The following is a 21,878-nucleotide window of genomic DNA, read 5'->3' as shown; positions in this document are numbered from 1 at the left end:
TCTTGGGACCCGCCCGCCATTTTCTTCGATCTGCTCCGTACTTTCGACAGTACTGAATTTGCGCACGCGAAGCAAGAATTCTTTCCGTTAATCCCATTGGGAAAAGCATTTGCGACGATCCGGCCACACCGCTGCAGAGGGGGGGGTGAGCCCTTTCATTGGGAGAACGCCGAAACGCAGTCGGTGTTAAGAGGCGTCCGAGTTCCCGCGCCGCGTTGTTCCTGGCGAACTGGCCCGCAGTCGTGCCAAGAATTGCTGCAGCGCCTCGGGCACCGCGGCCTCGAATTCCATTAGCCGATGGCTGGTAGGGTGAATGAACCCGAGATGCCCCGCGTGTAGCGCCAGGCGCGGCGCCACGGCAGTGCGTGACGAGGGTTTTGCGTTACCGCGCCCACCGTAGACTTTGTCTCCACAGACGGGATGGCCGAGGTCTGCCAAGTGAATGCGAATCTGATGCGTGCGCCCAGTTTCGAGCCTGCACTCGACAACCGTGAAGCCGGACAGATGCTCCAGGGGGCGAACATGTGTTACGGCACGCTTTCCCGCCTCGTCATGCGAGGCTGTGCCGCGTCGACCATCGCCGCGGTCGCGTACCAGGTTTGTATCGATCGTTTGCTCTTCGACGCGCCCCGCGACAATCGCCCAGTAAAGGCGGCGAATCGTATGTTCGCGGAATTGCCGGCCTAGAAAGCTCTCGGCCTTGATATTGCGGGCAAAAACCATTATTCCGCTCGTCTCGCGGTCCAAGCGATGGACCGCTCGCACCGCGCGGCCTGCGTTCTGGCCCGCCTGTTTCGCTTCGATCCGCGCGAGCACTCGGGGGAGCAACTCGGTCAATGTCGGCTGCAATTGACGGCGCCGCGCCGGCCAGTTCATTTCTTCCGGATGTCGAATGCTGGTCATGCCCGCCGGTTTCTCCACGACGACGACCTCCGCGTCGCGATAGCAAATGCGCACGTCCTGCTCGGTGGCCGGCGGCGCAAGCGATTGCTCAAGCAGTTTGATAACCTGCCCCGCTTTGAGTCGATAACCCGGGTCCTGGGCGAGATTGCCGTCCAACAGTACACGGCGGGCCCGCATGAGCTGCCGAATCTCGTTCCAGCTCTTGTCGGGCATCCAGCGGCGCAGCGCGGCCGACAGGGTCTGGTTGGCCCCTTCCGGCGACACGTGAAGCACCGATTTTTTCGATTCCGCCATCATGCGAATAAGGGCAATTCCTGATATGGCCGCTCGGTTAACGAACTCCGATGCTAGCGGCCGCGAGAATTTTGAATCCGAATGGGGGGCGTCCAGGGCGCCCCGGCGAGGCAACTGACACGCTCTGTAAATCCATTACCTTCATGGACTTTAGGACCCAAATTGACTTCTGGTCTCGATAGCTTGGTCGGTCCGCCTACGACGAATTGTCTGGTTTTTTAAATCTTATCGCTTGCTTCTTCCGCTATCGGTGGGTAACCTCATCCCAAGTGGGGTCTCCCAAGAGAGTCTAAACGCTTCGGGGACGTATCGAACAGGGCTGCCGTCGCGGTAGCTCACGTTTCGAGCGAGTTGAGACCTCGGTGAGTGCCGCAAGAGCGAAGACGTTGAGTCGGCAATAACGCCCGTCTTCGATATTACGAAGGAGACGCTAGTGATGGAATCGGCAACTTGGTTGAAGCACGCAGCATATGGTGCTGCGCTCCTTACCCTTCTCTTCGCTTCATCGGCTTCGGCCACTCCGGTCCCTCTCGACCACGGATCGATCCCCTATGTCGGGACGGTCAACAGCTCCGGCAATTCGCTGCAGGGCAGCATCGAGTACTGGGTCTTTTCACCCAATACCTTCCCGTACAGTGGCTACTCACCGTCGACGTCTGATTACGTCTACATGTATCAGTTGCATGAGAGTAACGCGGCGAACGCCTCGCCAATTTCGTCGTTGTCGATCGGCTTCAGTGCCACGACCGTCACCAATCAAGGACAGACCGCGGATCCCGCTCTCGGCGCCGGCTTGACCGCTTCTGACCTGGGTACAGTGGGTCAGCAAAGCGCAATCCTGACGGACCCGTCCGATACGGCTCCCAGCTCGGTCTACTGGTTCTTCCATTCGATCATTCAACCGGGCGGAAATTCGTACGGACTGGTTTTCGAGAGCCCCTACTCGCCAGCCCTGGGATCGTTCGCCCTGTCGGACCACGGCTCGTCCGCTGGTACGTCGGCCGATCCAGCCACGTTGATCCCGGTGCCAGGCAATACGAACGTGCCCGAGCCCTCGACCATCATGCTGGGCTTGCTGGCCGCTGCTGGAATGATTCCGGTCGCTCGCAGGCGGATGCGTGTTCGCTAGTCGAAACAACGTCAATTAGGTCTACGTGAATCAGCAAGCAGTAAATCAGCAAGGCGTTGGCAGAGTTGATCTGCCATCATCGTGAGATTCGCAGAAATAGAGTTGAGCGTTCGGTAACAAACTGTTGTGCGGGGTAAGTAGCCAGTCATCGTTTTTTGATTTTTTCGCTGGCTAGTCGTGCGGGAGCGATCAAACGACGTTACAACAATCAGAGTGAGCATCGAGGTCGGGAAGTACATTTCCGGCAGGGAAACGGAGTCACAGCTAATGCGCACAATTTCTCGAATGACCGGCATTGCCGCCGCGTTATCGCTGGCATGCTTCGCGACTATCGCAGTCGCAGGGCCACTGCCGCTCAATCCCGACGCGATTCCCGGCTTCAGCGGCACGAGCACCGTCGCATCGGGCTTGATCGCCGGTAAGACGTTGAACGCGTCGATTGACTACGCAGTCTTTGCACCGGGTCAGTTCAATGCGTATTTCGGGCCCGGAGCGGACCCCAGCAACGGCACGCAATACGTTTACGCGTATGAACTGACGAATACGGGCGCGACCGCGAATGTCTCGCGAAGTGCGAATTTGCTCACTGTCGATTTGCTCCCCGCGTCGTTGGCGCAAAACATCGGGTATCTGCCCGTGGCCAACGGTAACTATGGCACGCTGCCCAGCGGCAGCTCGTTCGCCGACTCTCCTCCCAGTTCGTCACGCTGGTCCTTCAGTGCCCCCGTCATCGGCCTGGGTGGTGTATCGCAAATCGTTCTATTCACCAGCCCCGAGCCGCCAACACGTGGTACGGCCGCGGTAGTCGGCGGTGGATTGCAAGCCACGACGACGGTGCCGAACTACGTGCCGACACCGATCCCCGAGCCTTCGACGTTCGTGCTGATGGCAATCGCCGGTTCGGCATTGGCGTTGATCCGCCGTCGCTCGAAGAACTAAGCGGTATCCCGACCGAAACACCAAAAAGACAGTCGCCTGATCGCGGCTGTCTTTTTTTGCGCGCGTTATGCGACTCACGAAAGAGAGTTGCCTTAAAAAGCGCAGGCTGAACCGCGTTGGAGGAAGCACGAGCGAAACGAGGCTGACGAGAGCACTCAACGAACCGGTGAACTGCTGTTCAGTTCAATCATCGCCGGCCGCGCTTTCATGGGCCTGACATGCGAAGGCCTGAAGGCGAGAGCCCCTGACACTTTCGCGGGCCTCGGACTAGGCTACGCCCGCGCCAGTTCATGAAACTGGGCCTTCAACTTGCGGGTAATCGGCCCGGGCTCGCCATTGCCGATCACGCGCTGATCGACCTTCACGACCGGAATTACCTCGGCCGCGGTTCCGGTCAGAAAGCATTCGTCGGCCACATACACGTCGTGACGCGTCATGGGGACCTGGCGCACAGTAATCCCGGCCTTCTCGGCCAGCTCGATCACGGCTGCGCGCGTCACGCCTGCCAGGATTCCGGCATCGGTCGGCGGGGTCGAAATCACACCGTCATGCACCAGGAAGATATTGTCGCCCGTACACTCGGCGACTTCCCCCTTGTGGTTCAACATCAGGGCTTCGATGCAGCCGGCTTGCAGCCCTTCGATCTTGGCCAGAATATTGTTCAGGTAGTTCAGCGATTTGATCCGCGCGTTCAGCGCCGCGGGATGGTTTCGCTGCGTGCTGGCGGTGATGATCTCGAGCCCTTTTTCGTAAAGCTCGGGGGGATAGAGCTGAATCTTGTCGGCGATAATAATCACCTGCGGATCGCTGGTCCGGTTGGGATCCAATCCCAGGCTGCCCGCTCCGCGCGTGACGACCAGGCGGATATAGGCGTCCGTCAGGCCGTTGGTCTTCAAGGTCTGGTTCACGGCCTCGGCCATAGCCCGCTTGGTTAGCGGGATTTCCAGCCAGATCGCCTTGGCCGAGTCGTACAGGCGGTCGATATGCTCGTCGAGCCGGAAGACACGACCGTTATAGCTGCGTAGCCCCTCGAAAACGCCATCGCCGTACAGCAGGCCGTGGTCGTAGACGCTGATTTTCGCGTCTTCTTTGTCGAGCAACTGACCGTTGATGTAAATCTTGAGCGACATGAAAACGAGATCGCCTTTGATGGATGTGGCGCGGCAGCAAAACGCCCGGCGCGAAAAAGAGACAAGCCCGACCCGCGTTCGGATCAGGCTCCTTCGACGCCACCTTCGCCCAACCGCACGATGCGGTCCGCCTCTTCGGCAATGGCCAAGTCATGCGTCACCATGACTATAGTGAGGTTCTCTTGGGTGTTCAAGGTTCGCAGAATGCGCAGGATTTCCCGCCCCGTCGCCCGATCCAGGTTCCCCGTCGGCTCGTCCGCCAGCAAAACCTGCGGACGCATGATCAGGGCCCGGGCGATCGCCGTGCGCTGCATTTCGCCGCCGGAAAGCTCGCGTGGGCGGTGCTTGATGCGATGGGCCAGCCCCACCACGGAGAGCAAATCCTTGGCCTCTTGCGTCAGCCGGCGGCGGGCGCGCATGTAGCTCCACGCCCCTGAGGCGATCATTTGCGGCGCCAACACGTTCTCCAACGTGCTCAACTCGGGGAGCAAGTGATAGAACTGGAAGATCATGCCGAACTGCCGATTGCGCAAAGCATCGCGCCGCCGAGCGGGCAGATTATCGATTCTCGTACCGTCGAAGCGCACTTCGCCCGCGTCCGGCCCATCAAGTAGCCCCAGCAGGTGCAACAAGGTGCTCTTGCCCGAGCCGCTGGCGCCGATGATCGACACGAACTCGCCGGGCCGCACGTCGAAGTTCACCCCTTTGAGGACCGGAATCTCGACCTGCCCCTTGCGATAGCTCTTGCGCAGGGCCACGGCTTGCAGCCGCGGCGTGACGGCCAGCGTCTTGTCGAGCAAGCCGGCCTGGGCCGCATAGTGGGGAGTGCCCGGCACCTGCACGCGGTCGCGCGCCGTCACGTCGGAGATGGTGTTGGCCGCCAAGGGATTATTCATAGCGTAGCGCCTCCACAGGATGCAGACGAGCCGCGCGACGCGCCGGCAATACGCTTGCCAGCACCGCGATCGCCAGCGCTCCTGCCACGATCCAGGTCACGGTTCCCGCTTGGACAATTGTCGGAATCTGCTGGAAGTAATAGATCGACGGATCGAAAACCTCTTGCCCCGTGATCATTCCCAGCGTGTCCGCGATTTCGTTGATATAAGCGACGAATAACAGGCCAATGACCAGGCCGGCGCCCGCGCCGACGAATCCCAGCGACAGCCCGTATCCCAGGAAGATGCCCATGATCCCGCGTCGCGAGGCGCCGAGCGCTTTCAGAATGCCAATGTCGCGCGTCTTCTCGACGACGATCATGAAGAAGATCGCCAGAATGCCGAAGCCGGCCACGAAGATGATCATGAACAACAACACGTTCAGGATCGCTGTTTCCATCTGTACGGCCGCCAGCAGCGGGCCTTGCTTGTCACGCCATGTCGAGATGTTGTACACCTGCGGCGCGAAGGCGGCCCGCAACTTGTCGCGAACCACGTTGCCGTCGGCTCCCGCCTTCAGCTTGATCTGGATGCTCGTGGCATAGCCGATCTTGGTTTCGGGATCAAACATGCCGCGATATTGCTGCAGGATGTCGATCGGCACGAAGACGAAGCTGGCGTCGTACTCACTCATTTTGCTTTCGTACAAATCGACCACAGTGAACGAAGCGTGGCTCACGTCGGGCGGCGTGCCAGCCGTCGGAAAGCTCAACTGGATGTCGTTACCCGGCACCGACAGGAAAAGCGTCTTTCCTCCCGGCATCGGGTGCGTCACCGTGGCGATACCCAGCACGGCGCCCGGATGCTGCTGCTTCATCGGGTCGAACGTTTCGGCCGGCTGCTCGTGCTTGGCGAACGGATTTGCCGAGGCCGCGGCCGGCGCCTGGGTCGCGATCTCGTCGGCACTGCTGCCGGTTTCTGCAGCCGGCGTGTTCGTTGATTCGAGTGCAGGTGCGAGCGTCGGTTCGGGCTCGGCAGCCGCGGCGAGAGACGAGGCATCGGCCGGCTCGTCGCTGACCGGCGAATTATCGACCGCGACTTCGACTTCCGGAGCAACAGCCGTCGCGGCCGCGGTACGCAGAGGGTTGGCCGCTTCGCCGGTTTCGTCCAGAAGCGGTGGCTCGGTCGCCGTTAGCATTTCTTCGGTCTTCGCCGATTCGGCCGATGATGAATCAGCGATCGGCACGCCTGCCGAGGTCAATTGCACGGGCTCAGCAAAGGGATCTATATCGTTCCGCGCGCCTCGATCGGCACGGGGCTGCATCGAGTCCAGCATCCGTTGCCGCTCGACCCACTTCCGACGATGCTTCCATCCGGCGTCGGCCATATCGTCGCGCGGCGGCGAACCGGCGCCCGCCTGGTGATCGTTGACGTCGTAGCCCCCTTCACGCAATTGAAAACTGACGTGTTCGCGGTTCTCTGGGTGCTGCAGGTAGCTGCAGAAATCGCCAACCTGGCTTTGCGTCCGTTCGTCAATGCCGATCAACTGCACGGCCCGCGTGATCGAGCCGCCGTTGTACTCGTAGCTGAGCATGGCCGGAACGACGACCGTGGGGGTCATTCCCTCGATGTCGTCCCCTGCCACCTGGCGAATTTGTTCCATGTGCCAATCGGCGTCGTAGAAGCCGGCTAGGCTGTTCGATTCGAACACCAGGTCGGACAAGATGCCGTGGATGCGCTGCTGCATCTCGTTGCGAAAGCCTTCCATGACGCTGTTCACGACGATCATCGTGGCCACGCCCAGCGTGACGCTGATGATCGAGGCCAACGCAATCCAGCGCGTCCGAAGATACCGCCAGCAAAGCAGCAATTTGTACATGCTCAATCCTTTGAGCTAGTCGCGACACGTGTTAACGCGTCAGTTGGTTTCCGGCCTCAACAGCGGAAATAGAATGACGTCACGGATCGAAGCGCTATTGGTCAACAGCATTACCAGTCGATCAATGCCGATCCCCATTCCTCCTGCCGGCGGCATTCCGTACCGCATCGCACGCAGGAAATCATGATCCATCTTGGCCATCGATTCGTACTCGGGCAGGCCGGCCAATTGCGTGCTGAACAATTCGGTTTGCAGGTCCGGATCGTTCAACTCCGTGTAGGCGTTGGCCAGTTCCATCCCATGGACGACCAGTTCGAAGCGTTCGGCCACGTTGGGATTCGAAGCCTTGCGCTTCGTCAACGGACAAATACTGGCGGGGTAATCGATCACAAAGATCGGACCGACGAGCGCGTCTTCAACCTTGGCTTCGAAAATCTCGCTTTTCACCACGTCGGCGTGCTTGCCGGCCGTTTCGAGCCCGATCGATTGCGCGAGCTTGATCATCGCCGCTTCGTCCGTAGGCGAAACGCCCGTGTGCTCGGCGAACAACTCGTCGTAAGTCTTGCGGGCGAAAGGAGGCGTAAAGTCGACCGTCTTTTCTCCCCACGGCAATTGCAGCGATTGGCCCGTGGCACGGATCGCGTCGACGATCAGGTTTTCGGCCAGGTCCATCATCGTGCGATAATCACCGTAGGCCTGATAGACCTCGAGCATCGTGAACTCGGGATTGTGCCGCTGGCTGATTCCCTCGTTCCGATAGACCCGCCCCAGCTCATACACGCGCTCGACGCCGCCGACCAGCAACCGCTTCAGATGCAATTCCAGCGCGATCCGCAAAAACAGCGGGATATCGAGCGCGTTGTGATGTGTCTTGAATGGCCGCGCCGCGGCGCCTCCGGCAATGGAGTGGAGCGTCGGCCCCTCGATCTCGATGTAACCCTGCCCGGCCAGCGTTTGACGAATCGAATGCACAACGCGCGTGCGATTCACAAACCGGTCGAGCGAACCTTCGGTATGAATCAGGTCGAGATAGCGCTTGCGCTGCCGCTGTTCGGGATCGGCCAGACCATGATGCTTGTCCGGGTGCGGTTCGAGCGACTTAGTGAGGAAGTACAGCTTGGCGACGAAAATCGTCAGCTCGCCGGTGCGCGTGTGCTTCAGCTCACCTTCGACCCCGATGATGTCCCCCAGGTCGAAGCAATCGGTGAGGGCCCAATTCTGCTCCCCCACCTGCGACTTGCCGACGAGCAATTGAATTTGCCCCGACCAGTCCGCGATATTCGCAAAGATCGATCCCCCTTTGCGACGGAGCAGCATGATTCGCCCCGCCGCGCGCACCTGCGGGCCGTGCTGTTCGGGCCCGCGCTCGCCTTCGGCGGCCGGCGTCGAAGTAATCTCTCCTTCGCGCTGGCGGATGTCGCCGATTTTCTGGTGGTCGTCGAAGCGCTGCCCCCAGGGATCGACGCCAAGCTCGATCAGTTTGCGCAGCTTCTCCCGCCGCGCCGCCTGATGCATGGTCAGGTCGGATTCCGCGTTGTCGCCTTGCGCTGGATCGCTCATCGCCGACTGGGTCATCGCTCGATTACTGGGGCCTGGGGCACGAACGCCGGGGTCCGAAGTGGGAAAACTCTCAGGCTGCCGGCGGCACTTACCGTACGGCGGCCCATCAATCCGCATCAAGGAAGCCCGCCCCTCACGCCGCGGATCGACAATAACTTCAAAGAGCGCAACATTTTAGTGAACCTGCGGCATCGGTCAATGTCAGTGCTCGGCCGGTGCGATTCAGGGCGAAAACCACGCTGTCGATGGCCTTTGCCGCCGCGATTGCCCTCGTCGAGCGGGCAAGTCGAGGCGCGCAGGGCGCCGGTCTCAACGCGCGGAGCCCTGCGCTTGCGGGCGGCCGACAAGCACCTATTTCGCCTCGGTATTCATGGCCTTTCGCATCGGCTTCTGGCATACTGAATTTCTTAGCCTAGCGGCAGCGCGGCTATTCGCGGGGCACGCGACGGAACAGATTTCTCGATCTTGTCAAAAGGATGCTCCCATGGCCGGGTGGGTTCATGCGCCCTGTAGGACACTGAGCTGCTTGCAGCGCTTGCGGCCCGTCGTCGCGGCCACGCCGTTTGCGTTGCTGCTGACATTGGCAGGCTGTGGCGGCAGTTCGAGCCCGGCCCCGCAAGCCGCGGCGCCGGCCGCTACGCCACAACCTCCGCAAACCGCGGCAGCTCCGGCTGCAGCGCCAGCGGCCGCCGCCCCTGCTCCGACAGCGACAAGTCCTGCACCCGGCACCCCGGCCACGCCCTCAGCTGCCGCTCCTCCGGCAGACGGCGCTGTAGCGCCGGCGGGCGAAGCGGCACCTGCCGCTGGCGCGACTCCAACCGCGGCCACTCCTCCGCTTTCACCGCAACAAGCCCTACAAGCAATTCCTGGAGTTGCCAGCCTGGCCATTGCCGCGCCGCGCGGTGACAACCTGGCCTCTTGGAAACCGGAGGATTATCGCAAGGCGCGGGCCGAGCGCGATCCGCGCTTGATCGCCGCGGTCACCAATCTGGGAGCGACGAAATCGAGCAGCGAGAATGCCGCGAAGCTGCTGGTCGACTTGCTCCGCCCGCCAGCTGGTACGGAAGTCGCTTCGGCGGCAGGCGCGCCGGCCAATCCAGTAGGCACGCCCGCGGCCCCGGCGGCTGCCCCGGCCGGGATGCCCGACATTAAGATCTCTGCCGACGGCAAGATCACGTTGCCCGATGGTACGACTGTCGACGCCACTGACCCGCGCGTCCGTGCATTTTTGGATAAGCGTAATCAGTCGGCGCCGGCCGCGGCTGCACCGGCCGCTGGCGCTCCGCCTACGGACGCTGCGGCGCCGGCCGCAACTCCGGCGGCCGCGCCTACTGCGCCCGAAGTGGTGAATAGTGAAGATGTCACCGTGGGGGCGATCATCGGCGCGCTCGGCGCCAATCAAACGCCAACCGCGCGGAACGCGCTGAAGAGGCTATTGCTCGGTGAATTGAGGACCGCGGTCGCCGACCCGATCGTCACGGGCATGGCCGCGCGGGCGATTCTCATCAAGCCCGCCAAAGAAGAGAAAGACATGCTGCTGGCGGCAGCCGTGAATGCGGTACTGCTGCGCCCCGGCGGAACGGCCGATCCGGCGCTGCAGGTGCAATTACTGGCGGCGCTCGACGATCGAGCCTCGCCCGAGGTGCGCTCGGCCCTGGCCGATGCCGCCTTGCACAAGAGCGCCTCGGCCGATCAACGTAGCGCCGTCATGGCGATCTTGATGAAGCCTGATCCCAAGAACCTGATGGCGCAAGCCCACCTGTTCAACAGCACAAAGATCGACGACACGTCACGGCGCGAGTTGGAACGCCGCTTCACCAGTTACAGCGCTGCCGCGGTCGATCGATTGCTGGGCATGAACTCGGGCAGCCTGCCGGTTGCCAGTTCGCCGGACGCCGCCACCGACGAGGAGTCGCACGGGGACATCGCGGCGCTGCGCGGAGTGATCAAGGGCATTTGGAGTGACGACGTCGTCTCGAGTCTGGCAAAAAGTGCCGAAGACGCTAAGACTTTCGCCGATTTCAATGATGGGCTGCAACTGGGCGTATCCGTGCCGACCAAGGCCATGCGCATGGCGCTGGGGGAATTAAATCAGGCACATTGGGATGAAGGCCCCGACGAGATCAAGCTGGGGGCGAACTTCGGCGACTTGGTTCACGATCCCGGCATGCTAGTCGTGGTCAAACACATCCCGCGCAAAGAGGAGCCCCTCAAGCAGAAACCACGCACCAGGCGCGGCGAGGCCAACGCACAACGCACGGCGCAGCGCGGGGGGAAGGAAAAACGCGTTGAGAAGGAAGAAAAGTCGCGCTACGCCTGGATGAAATCGACCGAGGAGTTCGTCCGCTCGCTCAATGCTCGTTTCTATACCGCGGCGCAGTCCGGCGCGGGGCACGAGCACATGATCAATCGTTCGGCAAAATCGACGGTCGGCGGAACAACAATCTCGACCGCCCCCACGGAACAGAAACCCGGCGGCGACAGCGTGGCCACGCGCGCCGGCCGTTTCCCGCTGCAACTGCACGACGACGCCCACGTGGTGGCCGAGTATCACATGTGCTGGCCCGACGATTTGCCGAAGCGGCTGCAGTCACTGAACATCACGCCGCTAGCGGTGCATTACGTACGCATCGAGGAAACGGCCAGCCTGTTCAAGCTGAATACGCACTATCACGCACAACTGAAAGGTGCCACCAGTCGCGCACGCCCTGACGGACGGTGGATCGACTGGATGGGCCAGGGCGTCGAGCACGGGCAGGATCGTACCGTCGACGTGATCTTCACGCGTCAGGAAGGCGCCGAGGACATGGAGGAAGACACCGAAGAAACAAAATCGGCCACGCGACGGGCGATGGAAAAGACCGAGCCACTGACGGTCGAAATCCTGGTCGTCGAGATTCCCGAATACCGTCCTGCCCCGTCCGAAAACGAGTCGGAAAATCCCAAGCGCAAATGGAAAAAGGGGGGCGCGGACAAAGAGTACTAGTCGCCGCGAGTTCTGGGCGTCGCGCCGTTTATCGAACTTCGCTCAACGCAAACGCTCGCGTTGATGAGAAACGCGAATCGGCCGCGATAGCTTGGGCCCTTATTCCGTGTCCCCTTTTTTCTTGGGCACGCGTTTTAGCGCCGCGGGGGCCGATGATCGGATTGGTTTGCTGTCGGGGTCGTTGGCCTCGGCCATGGCTTCGGCCGAACCGACTGCTTTGCCCTTCTGCTTCACCAGCCGCTTGTTCAAAACCGGCAGGAGCTCGATCTCTTCCAGTCTCTCGAACTCGGCGACGATTTGTTTGGATTGCAGATCGCTTCGTTCTTTGGCCGCGGTGTACTTGGCCGCTTCAACCGTGCCGAATTCCTGGCCGGCCAACTCGTCGTGGATGTTTTCCATCGCCTGCCAATTCTTGACCGCCGCGATCCACGGCACCGCGTTCTGTGCGGCACTTTTCTGATCCTCGATCCGGGCCGAAACGTCGATCAACTTCTCTTGGATGCCGACATACTTTTCCAGGAGCGCGACCGCCTCGCGAGCCTTGACGACTTCGGGCGAATCGTCGAATCCTTCGACCGGCGCGGACTTGTCCACTACCGGGGCCGGTTCGGCTGTCGCGTTCTCGACCGTCATCGTGCTCGTCTCCGCAGAGGGCGTCGTCTCCACAGTCGGAAACGCGATACGTCCTGCGGCGCGCGGCACGGGATCCGTCGGCGGGGCGAGCGGCTCCGGGGGCGCATCCGGTTTGTAGTTGTCCGGGATTTTCAAGTCCGGGACCCAGGCCAGCAGCGATCGCCCCAGCGCCGACTGCTTCAACGTCGTGGCAATTTGCCCGGTCGCGTCATGCTTGATGGCCTCGGTCAGCGCATCGGCCATGACGCGCGGAACGCCTGAGATCTTCGAGCATCGTTTCATCTCGACGTCCAGCCAGTCTTGGCTGTCGCGCATCCGCGCCTGCAGTTTCTGAAACTCGTCGGCCGACTGGGCATTGCCCATCCGCCCGCGCAACGTCTCGACCGAGTTCTGCAGCGTAAACATCTGCGTCAGGTCGGTTATGTACTGCGGCATGGTGGCCTTCGCCGCATGCACGTCCGTGATCCGCCGCAGATCCTTCACCAGCGCATCGCACGCCGCGATCGCTTGTTCGCTCACTTCCTTGAACTGCTGGGTCGGCTTTTCTTCCTTCATGCCGATCGCGGGCGCCACGTGCTTGTCGAAGTAGGGCTGGATATGGTCGCGAAAGAAGCTCGGCGCTGCCATCAGCACCCAGGCCAGCATCAATCCGCCGGCCGTCCCGGCAGCCACCCACACCGTCGACCAGGACTTCAGCCAGTGCGGCTCTCGCAATGCTGAGCGCCGCTCCCACTCCTCGTGTGCCGCTTGCGAATAGGGGGAAAGTGGTCGGCCTGCATGCAGCGTCACATCGTCCAGCGCATCGAACAGGCTTTCCGAGCTTCCGACTTTCACACCGTCGGGACGCGTTATCGGGCGCGTCGCCGTGTGATCCGCCGTCGCCTGGCTCGTGTCTCCGAAAAGGTCGGGCCCGCCCGGAATGCGCTGCTTGGCGTGGCACTGGGGGCAGGTGACGCGCCGTCCCGCATGCCCCGGCGCGGCGCTCATTTTCGTGCCGCAGCTCTTGCAAAAAAATCGGATCTTTTCTGCCGGATCCTTACCGACGTCGACGGCCGGCGCCGATTCCTTCTTAGCTTCGGGGGCGGGTTCCTCTTTGCCATGCTGCGCCAAATGCGCGAGCCATTCGTCTTCGCTCGGCTGATAAGATTCCTCGTCCGGAGGCCGCGGCTCGTCCTCTTCCTCTTCGTCGGCGATGTCCGGCACGACCATCAGCACCTTGCAGCGCGGACAGTTCACGCATTCCCCTGCGTACTGATCTTTCAACTTCAGATCAGCCAGGCAGTTCGGACATGTGAACGCAATTGCCATCGCCGCCCCAAGTGGCAATAGAGGTGGTGTTTAACTCTGTTCCGCCCGTTAGTATGTCCGAATTGGAGTGAAAAGGCAAAAGCCCCTGTATGCGTCCTACCTTGCTTTTTCTATAGGGGGCTCCTGCCGCTGAGGCAACCGCGCATGAGCCGCGATTTTCCCGTGCGCCGCTAGCCCGTCAGACGAGAGTTTGCCGGCATTCTCCGCGGAATTGGCTGTTCATTTCCCGATCGGATTGGCGAACTTGTACACATCGCCAAGTGTAAGTCGCGTCATGAACACGATTTCCTGCGCGTGACCTGCCGTATGCAATAGGGTGTGAAAAATTACCGCCATGCTGTCAAGATCGAATTGGCGGTTGACGCCTTGATAAGACCGCGGTTCCAGCAGCCGCGCGGGGGGTAGACGGGCCAGCACCGCGTCGGCGTCGGCGACCGACTGCTGAAACTCTGCCAGCAATTGATCGCGAGCGATCGGTCCGTGCTCGGCAAATTCCGCCGCCCGGTCTCGCACGCTCTCCGCTCCCCCCACGACACTGACGATCCGTTCCCGCCACATTGCCCGTCATGTGAAGGATCAGGTTGCCGACGCTGTTTTGACTTTCTCGGGGGCGCCACCACAACTGCTGCTTGTCCAGTTGCAACTCGCAGTGAAGAATCAATTGCTGTGCCGCGGCCAGGCGATCGCGCGACTGGACCAGAAACGCCGCACCGATTGCCATGTCGTCAGGCGATGCCTGGGTCATGATGCCCTCCGCCCTAGCAGTTCGTGCGATCGCGTAACTCGGTCGACTTCTTCAGCGGGCTCTTTAGGCCAGAATGCCCTCGATCACGTGGCCGTGAACATCGGTCAGCCGGCGGTCGGCGCCGTTATGTGTGTAGGTCAGCCGGGTGTGATCCAAACCCAGCAGGTGCAGGATCGTGGCATGAAAATCATAGACCGTCGCCGGTTTGTCGACGGCCCGATAGCCGAACTCATCGGTTGCACCGTAGCTGAACGCCCGCTTTACGCCGGCCCCGGCCATCCAGGCTGTGAACCCTTCGGGATTGTGATCTCGGCCTTGCGCGCCTTGCTGAAACACCGGCATGCGTCCGAATTCCGTGGTCCAGACGACCAGCGTATCTTGTAGCATCCCGCGGGCTTTCATATCGCGCAGCAGTGCCGCGGCCGGCTTGTCCAGGATCGGCCCGTGGCGGTCGTAATCGCTTTTCAGTTGCTTATGGCCGTCCCAGTTGCCTACGCCCTCGCCCATCGCATAAGCGCCATTAAAGAGCTGCACGAACCGCACCCCGCGCTCTAACAGCCGCCGAGCCAGCAGGCAATTTCGGCCGAAACCGGCCAGCAACGGATTGGCATCGTTCACGCCGTACATTTCGGTCGTGGCGGCGCTTTCACGCGACAGATCGCCCACCTCGGGCGCGCTCAGTTGCAGACGCGCCGCCAGTTCATAGCTGGCAATCCGCGCCGCTAGTTCGCTATCGCCGCCATGTTGTGCCAGATGCTTGTCGTTCAAGAAGCGCGCGAAGTCGCGAGCGGCGTTGTCGTCGGCTGCGGACAACCCAACCGGCGTCGCCAGGTTCGTGATGGGGCGATCGCTGGTGAAGCTGGTTCCCTGAAACACGGCCGGCAGAAAGCCGCTCGACCAGTTGGCTGGCCCGGTCTGCGGGCCTCCGCGTGGGTCGGGTATCGCCACGAAGGCCGGCAGATTGTCGTTCTCGCTCCCCAGGGCGTAGCTCACCCAAGCGCCAATGCTCGGAAAGCCCTCGATCGTGAAGCCCGTGCTCATCTGGTTTTCGCCCGGGCCGTGCGTGTTGCTCTTGGCCGTGAGCGAATGAATGAAGCACATTTCGTCGACTTGCTCGCCCAGGTGTGGCAACAGATCCGAGACGTACTTGCCCGAGGCCCCGCGCGGTCGGAACTCGTAAGGGCTTTTGGTCAAATTGCCCGACGGTCCCTGGAACGTGACCAGCTTTTCGAAGCCCGGCATCGGCTGCCCGTGGCGCTTGATCAATTCCGGCTTGTAGTCCCAAGTATCGAGCGGACTGCAGGCCCCCGAGCAGAAGATCATCAGCACCTGCTTGGCCCGCGCAGGAAAATGCCCGGTGCGCGCGGCCAACGGTGCCTCGGTGCGAATGGCGGGGCGCTGTGAAGGTTGCTGATTCGTCGCAGCCAACAGCCCCTGCCGCTGGAGCAGTCCGGCCAGCGCGATTGATCCCAGCCCGCCGATCGAGCTATTGAGAAAGCCGCGCCGATCGAGCATGTTGCGCCCGGCGTGAGTCAGTCGAGTGTCGTCATTCATGTCCGGCATGGCACGTCAGTCCACAAAGATGAATTCGCTGGCGTTATAAATCCCCCGGCACAACGCTTCCAAGCCGTGGTCGCGGACGAGAGCCGTGCCCCGCGCAAATTCGTCGGCGTCGGGCTCGCGCGCCAGGGCCAGACGAAACGCCCGTCGCGCCTGTGCCGTGGCATCGTCGCCCGCTTCGCGCCGCACGCGCGCCGCAAACTCGCGCGATTGCTGCACCATGAAGGGACTGTTGAGCAAGTTCAAGGCTTGCATCGCGGTGGTCGAGATATTTCGCTTCGCCGATACCTGGCTGGCGTCCGGGCAATCGAACACACCGAACGTCGCATCCTGCAATACGCGCGGCTTCAGTTGATAGACCATGCGTCGCCACTCGGCCGGTCCGAATGACTGCCGCGGCACATAAATGTGTACATAACTGTCGTCCGGCTCAAAAGGATCGTATCCCAACCCACCGCGGCGCAAGTCGAGATTGCCACTAACGGCCAGGATGGCATCGCGAATCGGCTCGGCCTCGAGCCGGCGCGGTCGGTAGCGCCATAACATCCTTGTGTCCGCGTCGATGGTCGACGCCGTCGCGCTAGTCGTGCTGGCTTGACGATACGTTGCCGAGCATAGGATCAGCCGATGCATCGCTTTCAGACTGCCGCCGCGCGCGAGAAATTCGCTCGCCAGCCAGTCCAGCAGTTCGGGGTGCGAGGGATGCCCTCCATGAAATCCAAAATTACTCGGCGTGCTTACCAGCCCTTGGCCGAAATGGTAATGCCACAACCGATTGACCAAGACACGCGCGACCAGAGGATTCCGCGGATCGGCGAGCCACCGTCCTAGTGCCAACCGACGTTCATGCTCCGGCGTATCGGCGGCCAGTGACAGAGGATTACCAAGCGCCACAATCGCGCCGGGCGAGACTTCTTCGCGCGGCTGCATCGGATCGCCGCGATGCAGCCGATGCGTACTCTTCGGCTGCTCGAAGGTGCCGGCGTAAATCTTGCGAGTGCCTGCATTGGGCAGATGCGCCAGCCACCGGTCGCGATCGGCCAATAGAGTTTTGAATTCCTCGGCCTGCGCGGCGGGCACAGTTTCGGGCGATAGCGATGGGGGTTTCGCGTCAGCAACGTACGGCCGGCGATCGTCGCTCGTCGCCACGGTCTGCCACTGCTCAGGCCGTAGCGCCAATTCGATGCGATACTTCGTCGCCAGACGGTCGGCGAATTTCCCTTCGCGGTCGCGCGCCCAGGCCACGCGTGCGATTTCCACGGGCTCGGCCAACTCAACCATGACCCAGCCGGCACCGTTCTCGGAAGAAATCCAACTGCGGGCGTTACCGTACTGCCCGTCGTTAACATGCTCGAGCCGGTGCAGCGGCGACGCCCCATCCGAATAAACGCCCGAGGCCGTTACCTTCGCCCCGGCTGAAGCCAGCGCCACATTGCGCGGGGTCGCTTCGGCGGTGTAGATCTCTAGCTCGTCAATGCAGGGTTCCGCGCCGGTGGTGGCCTGCACGCTGAAGCGCACGAATTTCGCCGGCGCTGGAACAAATCGATCGACGTTTGCGCTTGTATGCACCGGCGCCCGTTGCGCCGCGGCTCCGTCGGCCACTATTGCTAAAGGCTCGAAGTCGGCCAGGCGGCGCTCGATCGTGGCCAATTCGCGCCGGACATCGGGTTCCTCGCGCTGCCGTTGTTCATAATCCGGGGGTTTTAAATCGCGCTCGCCATGCCGTACTCCGGCGAACACCGCTTGCAACGCGTAATAGTCGCGTTGCGTGATTGGATCGAACTTGTGATCGTGGCACCGCGCGCAGCCCGCCGTCATTCCCAAGAAAGTCGTGGCGGTCGTAGACAAGATGTCGTCCAGATCGTTGGCCCGCTGCTGCAATTGCCCTTCGATGTTCTGAATGCCGACGACGTCGTGCGTACCGCCGACCAGAAAACCGGTCGCGGCGTCCGCGCCCAGTTGATCTCCGGCCAATTGTTCGAGGATGAACTGTGCGAACGGCTTGTCATCGTTCAAGGCATCGATCACGTAATCGCGATAGGGCCACGCGGTGCGCCGCGGCTTGTTCGTTTCGTAGCCGTCGGTCTCGCCAAAGCGGACGACGTCCAGCCAGTGCCGGCCCCACCGCTCGCCATAGTGGGGCGAAGTGAGCAGACGATCGATCAATCGTTCGTACGCATCGGGCGCCGCGTCGGCCAGAAATTCGTCGACCTCCTCGGGCGTCGGCGGCAGCCCTAGCAGGTCGAACTTCGCGCGACGCAATAGCGTCCGCCGGTCAGCCTCGGGCGTCGGCCCCAGTCCTGCCGTGACCAAGCCGCGCGCGATAAAGGCATCGATCGCGTTGCGTCCCCAGTCGATTGCCTGTGCCGGCACGTCCGGCCACACCGGCGCCTGCAACGACCACCAATCGAGCCCGGCGCGCTTCTCGGTCGAATATTCATAAGGGCTGAGCCCGCGATCCGCAGGCCAATTCGCACCGTCGGCGATCCACGACGCCAGGCGCGAAACTTCGGCCTCGGTCAGATGCTCCCCTTTCTCCGGCGGCGGCATTTCGCCCCGTCGCACCCGATCCAAGAGCGGGCTTTCGTCCGGTTTACCCGCCACGATCGCAGCGCCACTTTCACCGCCGGACAGTACGCTATCGCGGCCGGTCAGATTCAGTCCCCCAGCCGGATCGTTCCCCGCGTGGCAACCCAGGCACTTCTTCACGAGCAGGGGTGCAACATCGCTTGCAAAATCGACGCGAGTGGCAGCGTCATCGGCCTGCGCTGCTGAAAGCAACGAGCCTGCGCTTACGCAAACCGAAACGGCCGCGCAAAAAATCGCGACCATTCGTTGCCGGCTGATCATGCAAAGCCGGGGCATGCGAACCTCGAAGGCGGGATGCGCTGTGGGCGGGTGGCTGGTTAATTACAGCCTTTTGGGACGCGGCGTCCGGTCGGGCGGCGACTCAGAAATCAACCTCCGTCGCACGATCGAACACTGTTAGAAATTTTAACGACGCCGCCGAGCCGCAACAATCTCCAACCCCCAGAAACGTCGCGGCCCCCGAACTGGAATCGTGCCCATGTGTCTGCCATGATGAAGGACCCACATTCCACTCCTAGCGGGCAATTCGATGGCTACGATCCTCGGAATCGACCTGGGCACGACCAACTCGCTGGCCGCCCACCTGACCGACGATGGTCCGCGCATTATCCCTAATGCCTTGGGCCAGCCGCTCACCCCGTCCGTGGTTGCCGTCGATAAAGCCGGGGTGTTGCTGGTCGGGCAAGCGGCGTTTGAGTTGCAAGTGACCGAGCCGAACCGGTGCGCATCACTGTTCAAGCGATTCATGGGCTCAGATTGGTCCACGACACTTGGCGGGCGCAAGTTCACGCCGGAAATGCTATCGAGCCTGGTGCTCCGTTCCTTGAAGCAAGATGCCGAGGCCGCGCTCGGCGAAACGATCGGCCGCGCCGTGATCACGGTCCCGGCCTATTTCAACGATCAGCAGCGCAAGGCAACGATCGCGGCTGGCGAAATGGCCGGCTTCGTTGTCGAGCGCATCGTCAACGAACCCACGGCGGCCGCCCTGGCCTACGGCTTTCACGAAGCGGCCGAGGATAAGTTGATCCTGGTCTTCGATCTGGGGGGCGGTACGTTCGACGTCTCGGTGGTCGAGATTTTCGAGGGGGCCGTCGAGGTCCGGGCTTCGTCCGGCGAAAGCTTTCTCGGGGGCGAGGATTTCACCCGCGCCATGGCGGCGCGCGTGCTGGAAACGCAGGGGCTGTCGTTTGAACATGCCGAGGCGCAAGCACCGCGTCTGGTATCGCGCATCATTCAACAGTGCGAGATTGCCAAACGCCGGATGTCGCGCGACGAAACCGCCGAGGTGCGGATTTGCACTCGGGACGGAGAATTTGGTCCCGACGCGCCGCAAGTGACCCTACGCCGTCCAGACTTCGAGCAGTGGACACAATCGCTGCTGGCCCGCGTCGAATTGCCGATCCGTCGCGCTCTGGGGGATGCGAAGCTCGGGCGCAACGATATCGATCAGGTCATTCTCGTGGGGGGCGCTACGCGGATGCCGGCCGTGGTCGAATTGGTACGCCGCATGTTCAACAAAGAGCCGCGGCAGAAGCTCAACCCCGACGAAGTCGTCGCGCTAGGCGCCGCCGTGCAGGCCGGTCTGATCGCGCAGCACCGCGGTGTCGCGGACCTGGTCGTCACGGACGTCTGCCCCTTTTCGTTGGGAATCGAAACCAGCAAACAATTCGGCCGCGAGCGGCGCGACGGCTATTTTGCCCCCATTATCGATCGCAACACCACGATTCCCGTCAGCGAAGTGAAGCGGTTCAGCACGCTCGACGCCAATCAGACGCAGCTCAAAGTCAAAGTCTATCAAGGCGAAAGCCGACGCGTGGCGGGAAACCTGCTGCTGGGTGAATTCATGGTCTCGGAAATTCCGCGTGGCCCGGCCGGTTCGGAATATGTCGATGTCCGCTTCACGTATGACCTGAACGGAGTGCTCGAAGTCGAAGCAACGGTCGTCTCGACCAAACAAAGAATGCGTCGCTTGATCACTAAACACGCCAAAGGTCTCTCCGCGGCCCAGATCGAGGCCGCGGCCCGGGACATGGCCAAGCTCAAGACAAGCCCGCGCGAAGAAGCCACAAATCGCTTTTTGCTGCAGCGTGCCGAGCGTGTGTATCGCGAATTGCCTCTCGCCGAGCGCGAGTTTCTCACCGGACTGTTGGATGGGTTCGAGGGTGCGTTAGATGTCAAGGATGCGCAGGCGATCGAGCGTTTTCGCGTAGCGCTCGTCGAATTCCTGGACGTTCACGACGGAGGTCAGGAAGACGCCGCGGAGGATGCGGATGCCTGAGCTATCTGTCGAGACCGTCGATCTGTTGCGACGCTGGGCACGCGGTGAGTTGTCCCTGCCTGAGGGGCACACGCCGGACGAAGCGCGCCGGGCGTTCTTGAATCGGCTGGATGCCGCAGAATTCCTGCCGACGGCGGAATCGCGCTATGCCCTCGCACTGCTGACTGCCGACGACGCGTCCGTACAGGACTTCGCGGCATTGCCACGCGCCGCGCAGCGTTTCCTAACGTCGGCCTTGCAAGCAGAACTCGAAAAGTTCGCCCAGGAGTCGCGCGGGCTTTCGCCAGCAGAGCGGCGCGAACGCCGCCTGGTACTGACCAGAAAGTGTGCAGGGATTCCGACGTTGCTGGCCCGCGTCGATCGCGTGGCGTCGTCGCTGGCCACGCCGATCGACCAGTTCCCCGATGCGCAAAGTGATGCACGGGCGTTGGCCGACGAACTGTTGGCCGCCGGGACCTTGCCACCGGCCGAGCGCGCCATCCGCCGACAAGCAAACCTGGCGACTCTCTCGGGCGAAGTCGTGCGGTGGCGCACCGCGGCGGTGCAGCTGCGGGACGACTATTCGGATATCGCAGCGTGCGATCCGCGTTACGTCAACTACCTTGCTACGCGGCCATCGCGCAGGCGGCTTCGTCGGCAGAGAATCGCCGAGGCACGCCGCAATCGCCGAGGGGGAGCGGCTGTCGCCAAGCTACGCCGCAGCACGTTTCCCTTGCTGTTCGGCGCATTCATGCTGCTTGCGTTGCCCTTGGGGTGGTTTGTCGAATCGCGCAAACCTAGCCCTCCTCCCATAAATCCCGTGCCGATGTACACCGTGCCAAGCGCCGTCAATCGGGATAAGGTCGAAGTGGCGAAAGAAATAATTCAGCGTCTATATGAGGGGTCGCAAGAGCGCAAACAGCAGGGGCTTGCTCCTCAGCCGCTGCCGAATCCGAATGAATCGCTGAGCGACTTCGAGCGCCGCCGCCAATCGGCGTTCGAACGTCGCCATCGCCGCGAGCGCAATTTGAAGGACGCCAATCGGTTGCACATCTTGGTTCCCGATCGCAATGGCAAACAGGAATAACGCA

Annotated in this window: 14 protein-coding genes; 5 read left to right on the top strand and 9 right to left on the bottom strand. The window is 61.9% G+C overall.

The window, feature by feature from the left end; translation table 11 throughout:
- Nucleotides 1-186 precede the first annotated feature (186 nt).
- Complete coding sequence (locus VGN12_04285) at nt 187-1,200, bottom strand: RluA family pseudouridine synthase (GenBank protein ID HEY4308652.1); 1,014 nt, start codon at nt 1,198-1,200, stop codon at nt 187-189.
- Between the two features lie 433 nt (nt 1,201-1,633).
- On the opposite strand from VGN12_04285, the gene VGN12_04280 reads away from it, so the two are divergent.
- Nucleotides 1,634-2,326: a PEP-CTERM sorting domain-containing protein gene (locus tag VGN12_04280; protein ID HEY4308651.1), complete on the top strand. Its 693-nt coding sequence runs from the start codon at nt 1,634-1,636 to the stop codon at nt 2,324-2,326.
- A gap of 267 nt (nt 2,327-2,593) precedes the next feature.
- Nucleotides 2,594-3,265 (top strand): PEP-CTERM sorting domain-containing protein, encoded by a 672-nt coding sequence (locus tag VGN12_04275; protein HEY4308650.1) that lies wholly within the window; start codon nt 2,594-2,596, stop codon nt 3,263-3,265.
- A 272-nt stretch (nt 3,266-3,537) separates the two neighbouring features.
- Here VGN12_04275 and ilvE read toward each other — a convergent pair whose 3' ends face one another.
- The 4 genes from ilvE to lysS all read right to left on the bottom strand — a co-directional run bounded on the left by ilvE (nt 3,538) and on the right by lysS (nt 8,709).
- The gene (ilvE, locus tag VGN12_04270) at nt 3,538-4,395 is read right to left on the bottom strand and encodes a branched-chain-amino-acid transaminase (protein HEY4308649.1); all 858 of its coding nucleotides are present in this window, start codon (nt 4,393-4,395) and stop codon (nt 3,538-3,540) included.
- A gap of 83 nt (nt 4,396-4,478) precedes the next feature.
- Complete coding sequence (locus VGN12_04265; protein HEY4308648.1) at nt 4,479-5,291, bottom strand: ABC transporter ATP-binding protein; 813 nt, start codon at nt 5,289-5,291, stop codon at nt 4,479-4,481.
- Nucleotides 5,284-7,149 (bottom strand): FtsX-like permease family protein, encoded by a 1,866-nt coding sequence (locus VGN12_04260; protein HEY4308647.1) that lies wholly within the window; start codon nt 7,147-7,149, stop codon nt 5,284-5,286. Before VGN12_04260 ends, VGN12_04265 begins: the two co-directional genes overlap by 8 nt.
- Before the next feature lie 39 nt (nt 7,150-7,188).
- Nucleotides 7,189-8,709 (bottom strand): lysine--tRNA ligase, encoded by a 1,521-nt coding sequence (gene lysS / locus VGN12_04255; protein ID HEY4308646.1) that lies wholly within the window; start codon nt 8,707-8,709, stop codon nt 7,189-7,191.
- Nucleotides 8,710-9,235: 526 nt separating this feature from the next.
- Here lysS and VGN12_04250 point away from each other — a divergent pair.
- A complete protein-coding gene (locus VGN12_04250; GenBank protein HEY4308645.1) occupies nt 9,236-11,695 on the top strand; it encodes a hypothetical protein in 2,460 nt (819 codons plus the stop codon).
- A 99-nt stretch (nt 11,696-11,794) separates the two neighbouring features.
- On the opposite strand, the gene VGN12_04245 is transcribed toward VGN12_04250, so the two are convergent.
- From VGN12_04245 to VGN12_04230, 4 genes are all read right to left on the bottom strand, one after another.
- Nucleotides 11,795-13,636 carry a hypothetical protein gene (locus tag VGN12_04245; protein ID HEY4308644.1) on the bottom strand — a complete coding sequence of 614 codons (1,842 nt, stop codon included), beginning with the start codon at nt 13,634-13,636 and terminating at the stop codon, nt 11,795-11,797.
- A 219-nt stretch (nt 13,637-13,855) separates the two neighbouring features.
- Nucleotides 13,856-14,194 (bottom strand): DinB family protein, encoded by a 339-nt coding sequence (locus tag VGN12_04240; protein ID HEY4308643.1) that lies wholly within the window; start codon nt 14,192-14,194, stop codon nt 13,856-13,858.
- Nucleotides 14,195-14,444: 250 nt separating this feature from the next.
- Complete coding sequence (locus VGN12_04235) at nt 14,445-15,935, bottom strand: DUF1501 domain-containing protein (protein ID HEY4308642.1); 1,491 nt, start codon at nt 15,933-15,935, stop codon at nt 14,445-14,447.
- Nucleotides 15,936-15,950: 15 nt separating this feature from the next.
- The gene (locus VGN12_04230) at nt 15,951-18,806 is read right to left on the bottom strand and encodes a DUF1553 domain-containing protein (GenBank protein ID HEY4308641.1); all 2,856 of its coding nucleotides are present in this window, start codon (nt 18,804-18,806) and stop codon (nt 15,951-15,953) included.
- 253 nt (nt 18,807-19,059) lie between these two features.
- Here VGN12_04230 and VGN12_04225 point away from each other — a divergent pair, with 253 nt between their 5' ends.
- Nucleotides 19,060-20,808 (top strand): molecular chaperone HscC, encoded by a 1,749-nt coding sequence (locus VGN12_04225; GenBank protein HEY4308640.1) that lies wholly within the window; start codon nt 19,060-19,062, stop codon nt 20,806-20,808.
- On the top strand, nt 20,801-21,874 hold the full coding sequence (locus VGN12_04220; protein HEY4308639.1) for a hypothetical protein: 1,074 nt from the start codon (nt 20,801-20,803) through the stop codon (nt 21,872-21,874). The genes VGN12_04225 and VGN12_04220 overlap by 8 nt, the downstream gene beginning before the upstream one ends.
- The last annotated feature ends 4 nt before the right edge of the window (nt 21,875-21,878 follow it).

The organism is Pirellulales bacterium, from assembly GCA_036499395.1.
Taxonomy (GTDB): Bacteria; Planctomycetota; Planctomycetia; order Pirellulales; family JACPPG01; genus JACPPG01.
Note: the sequence above shows the minus strand (reverse complement) of the source record. Positions and strands in the feature narration are given on the sequence as shown.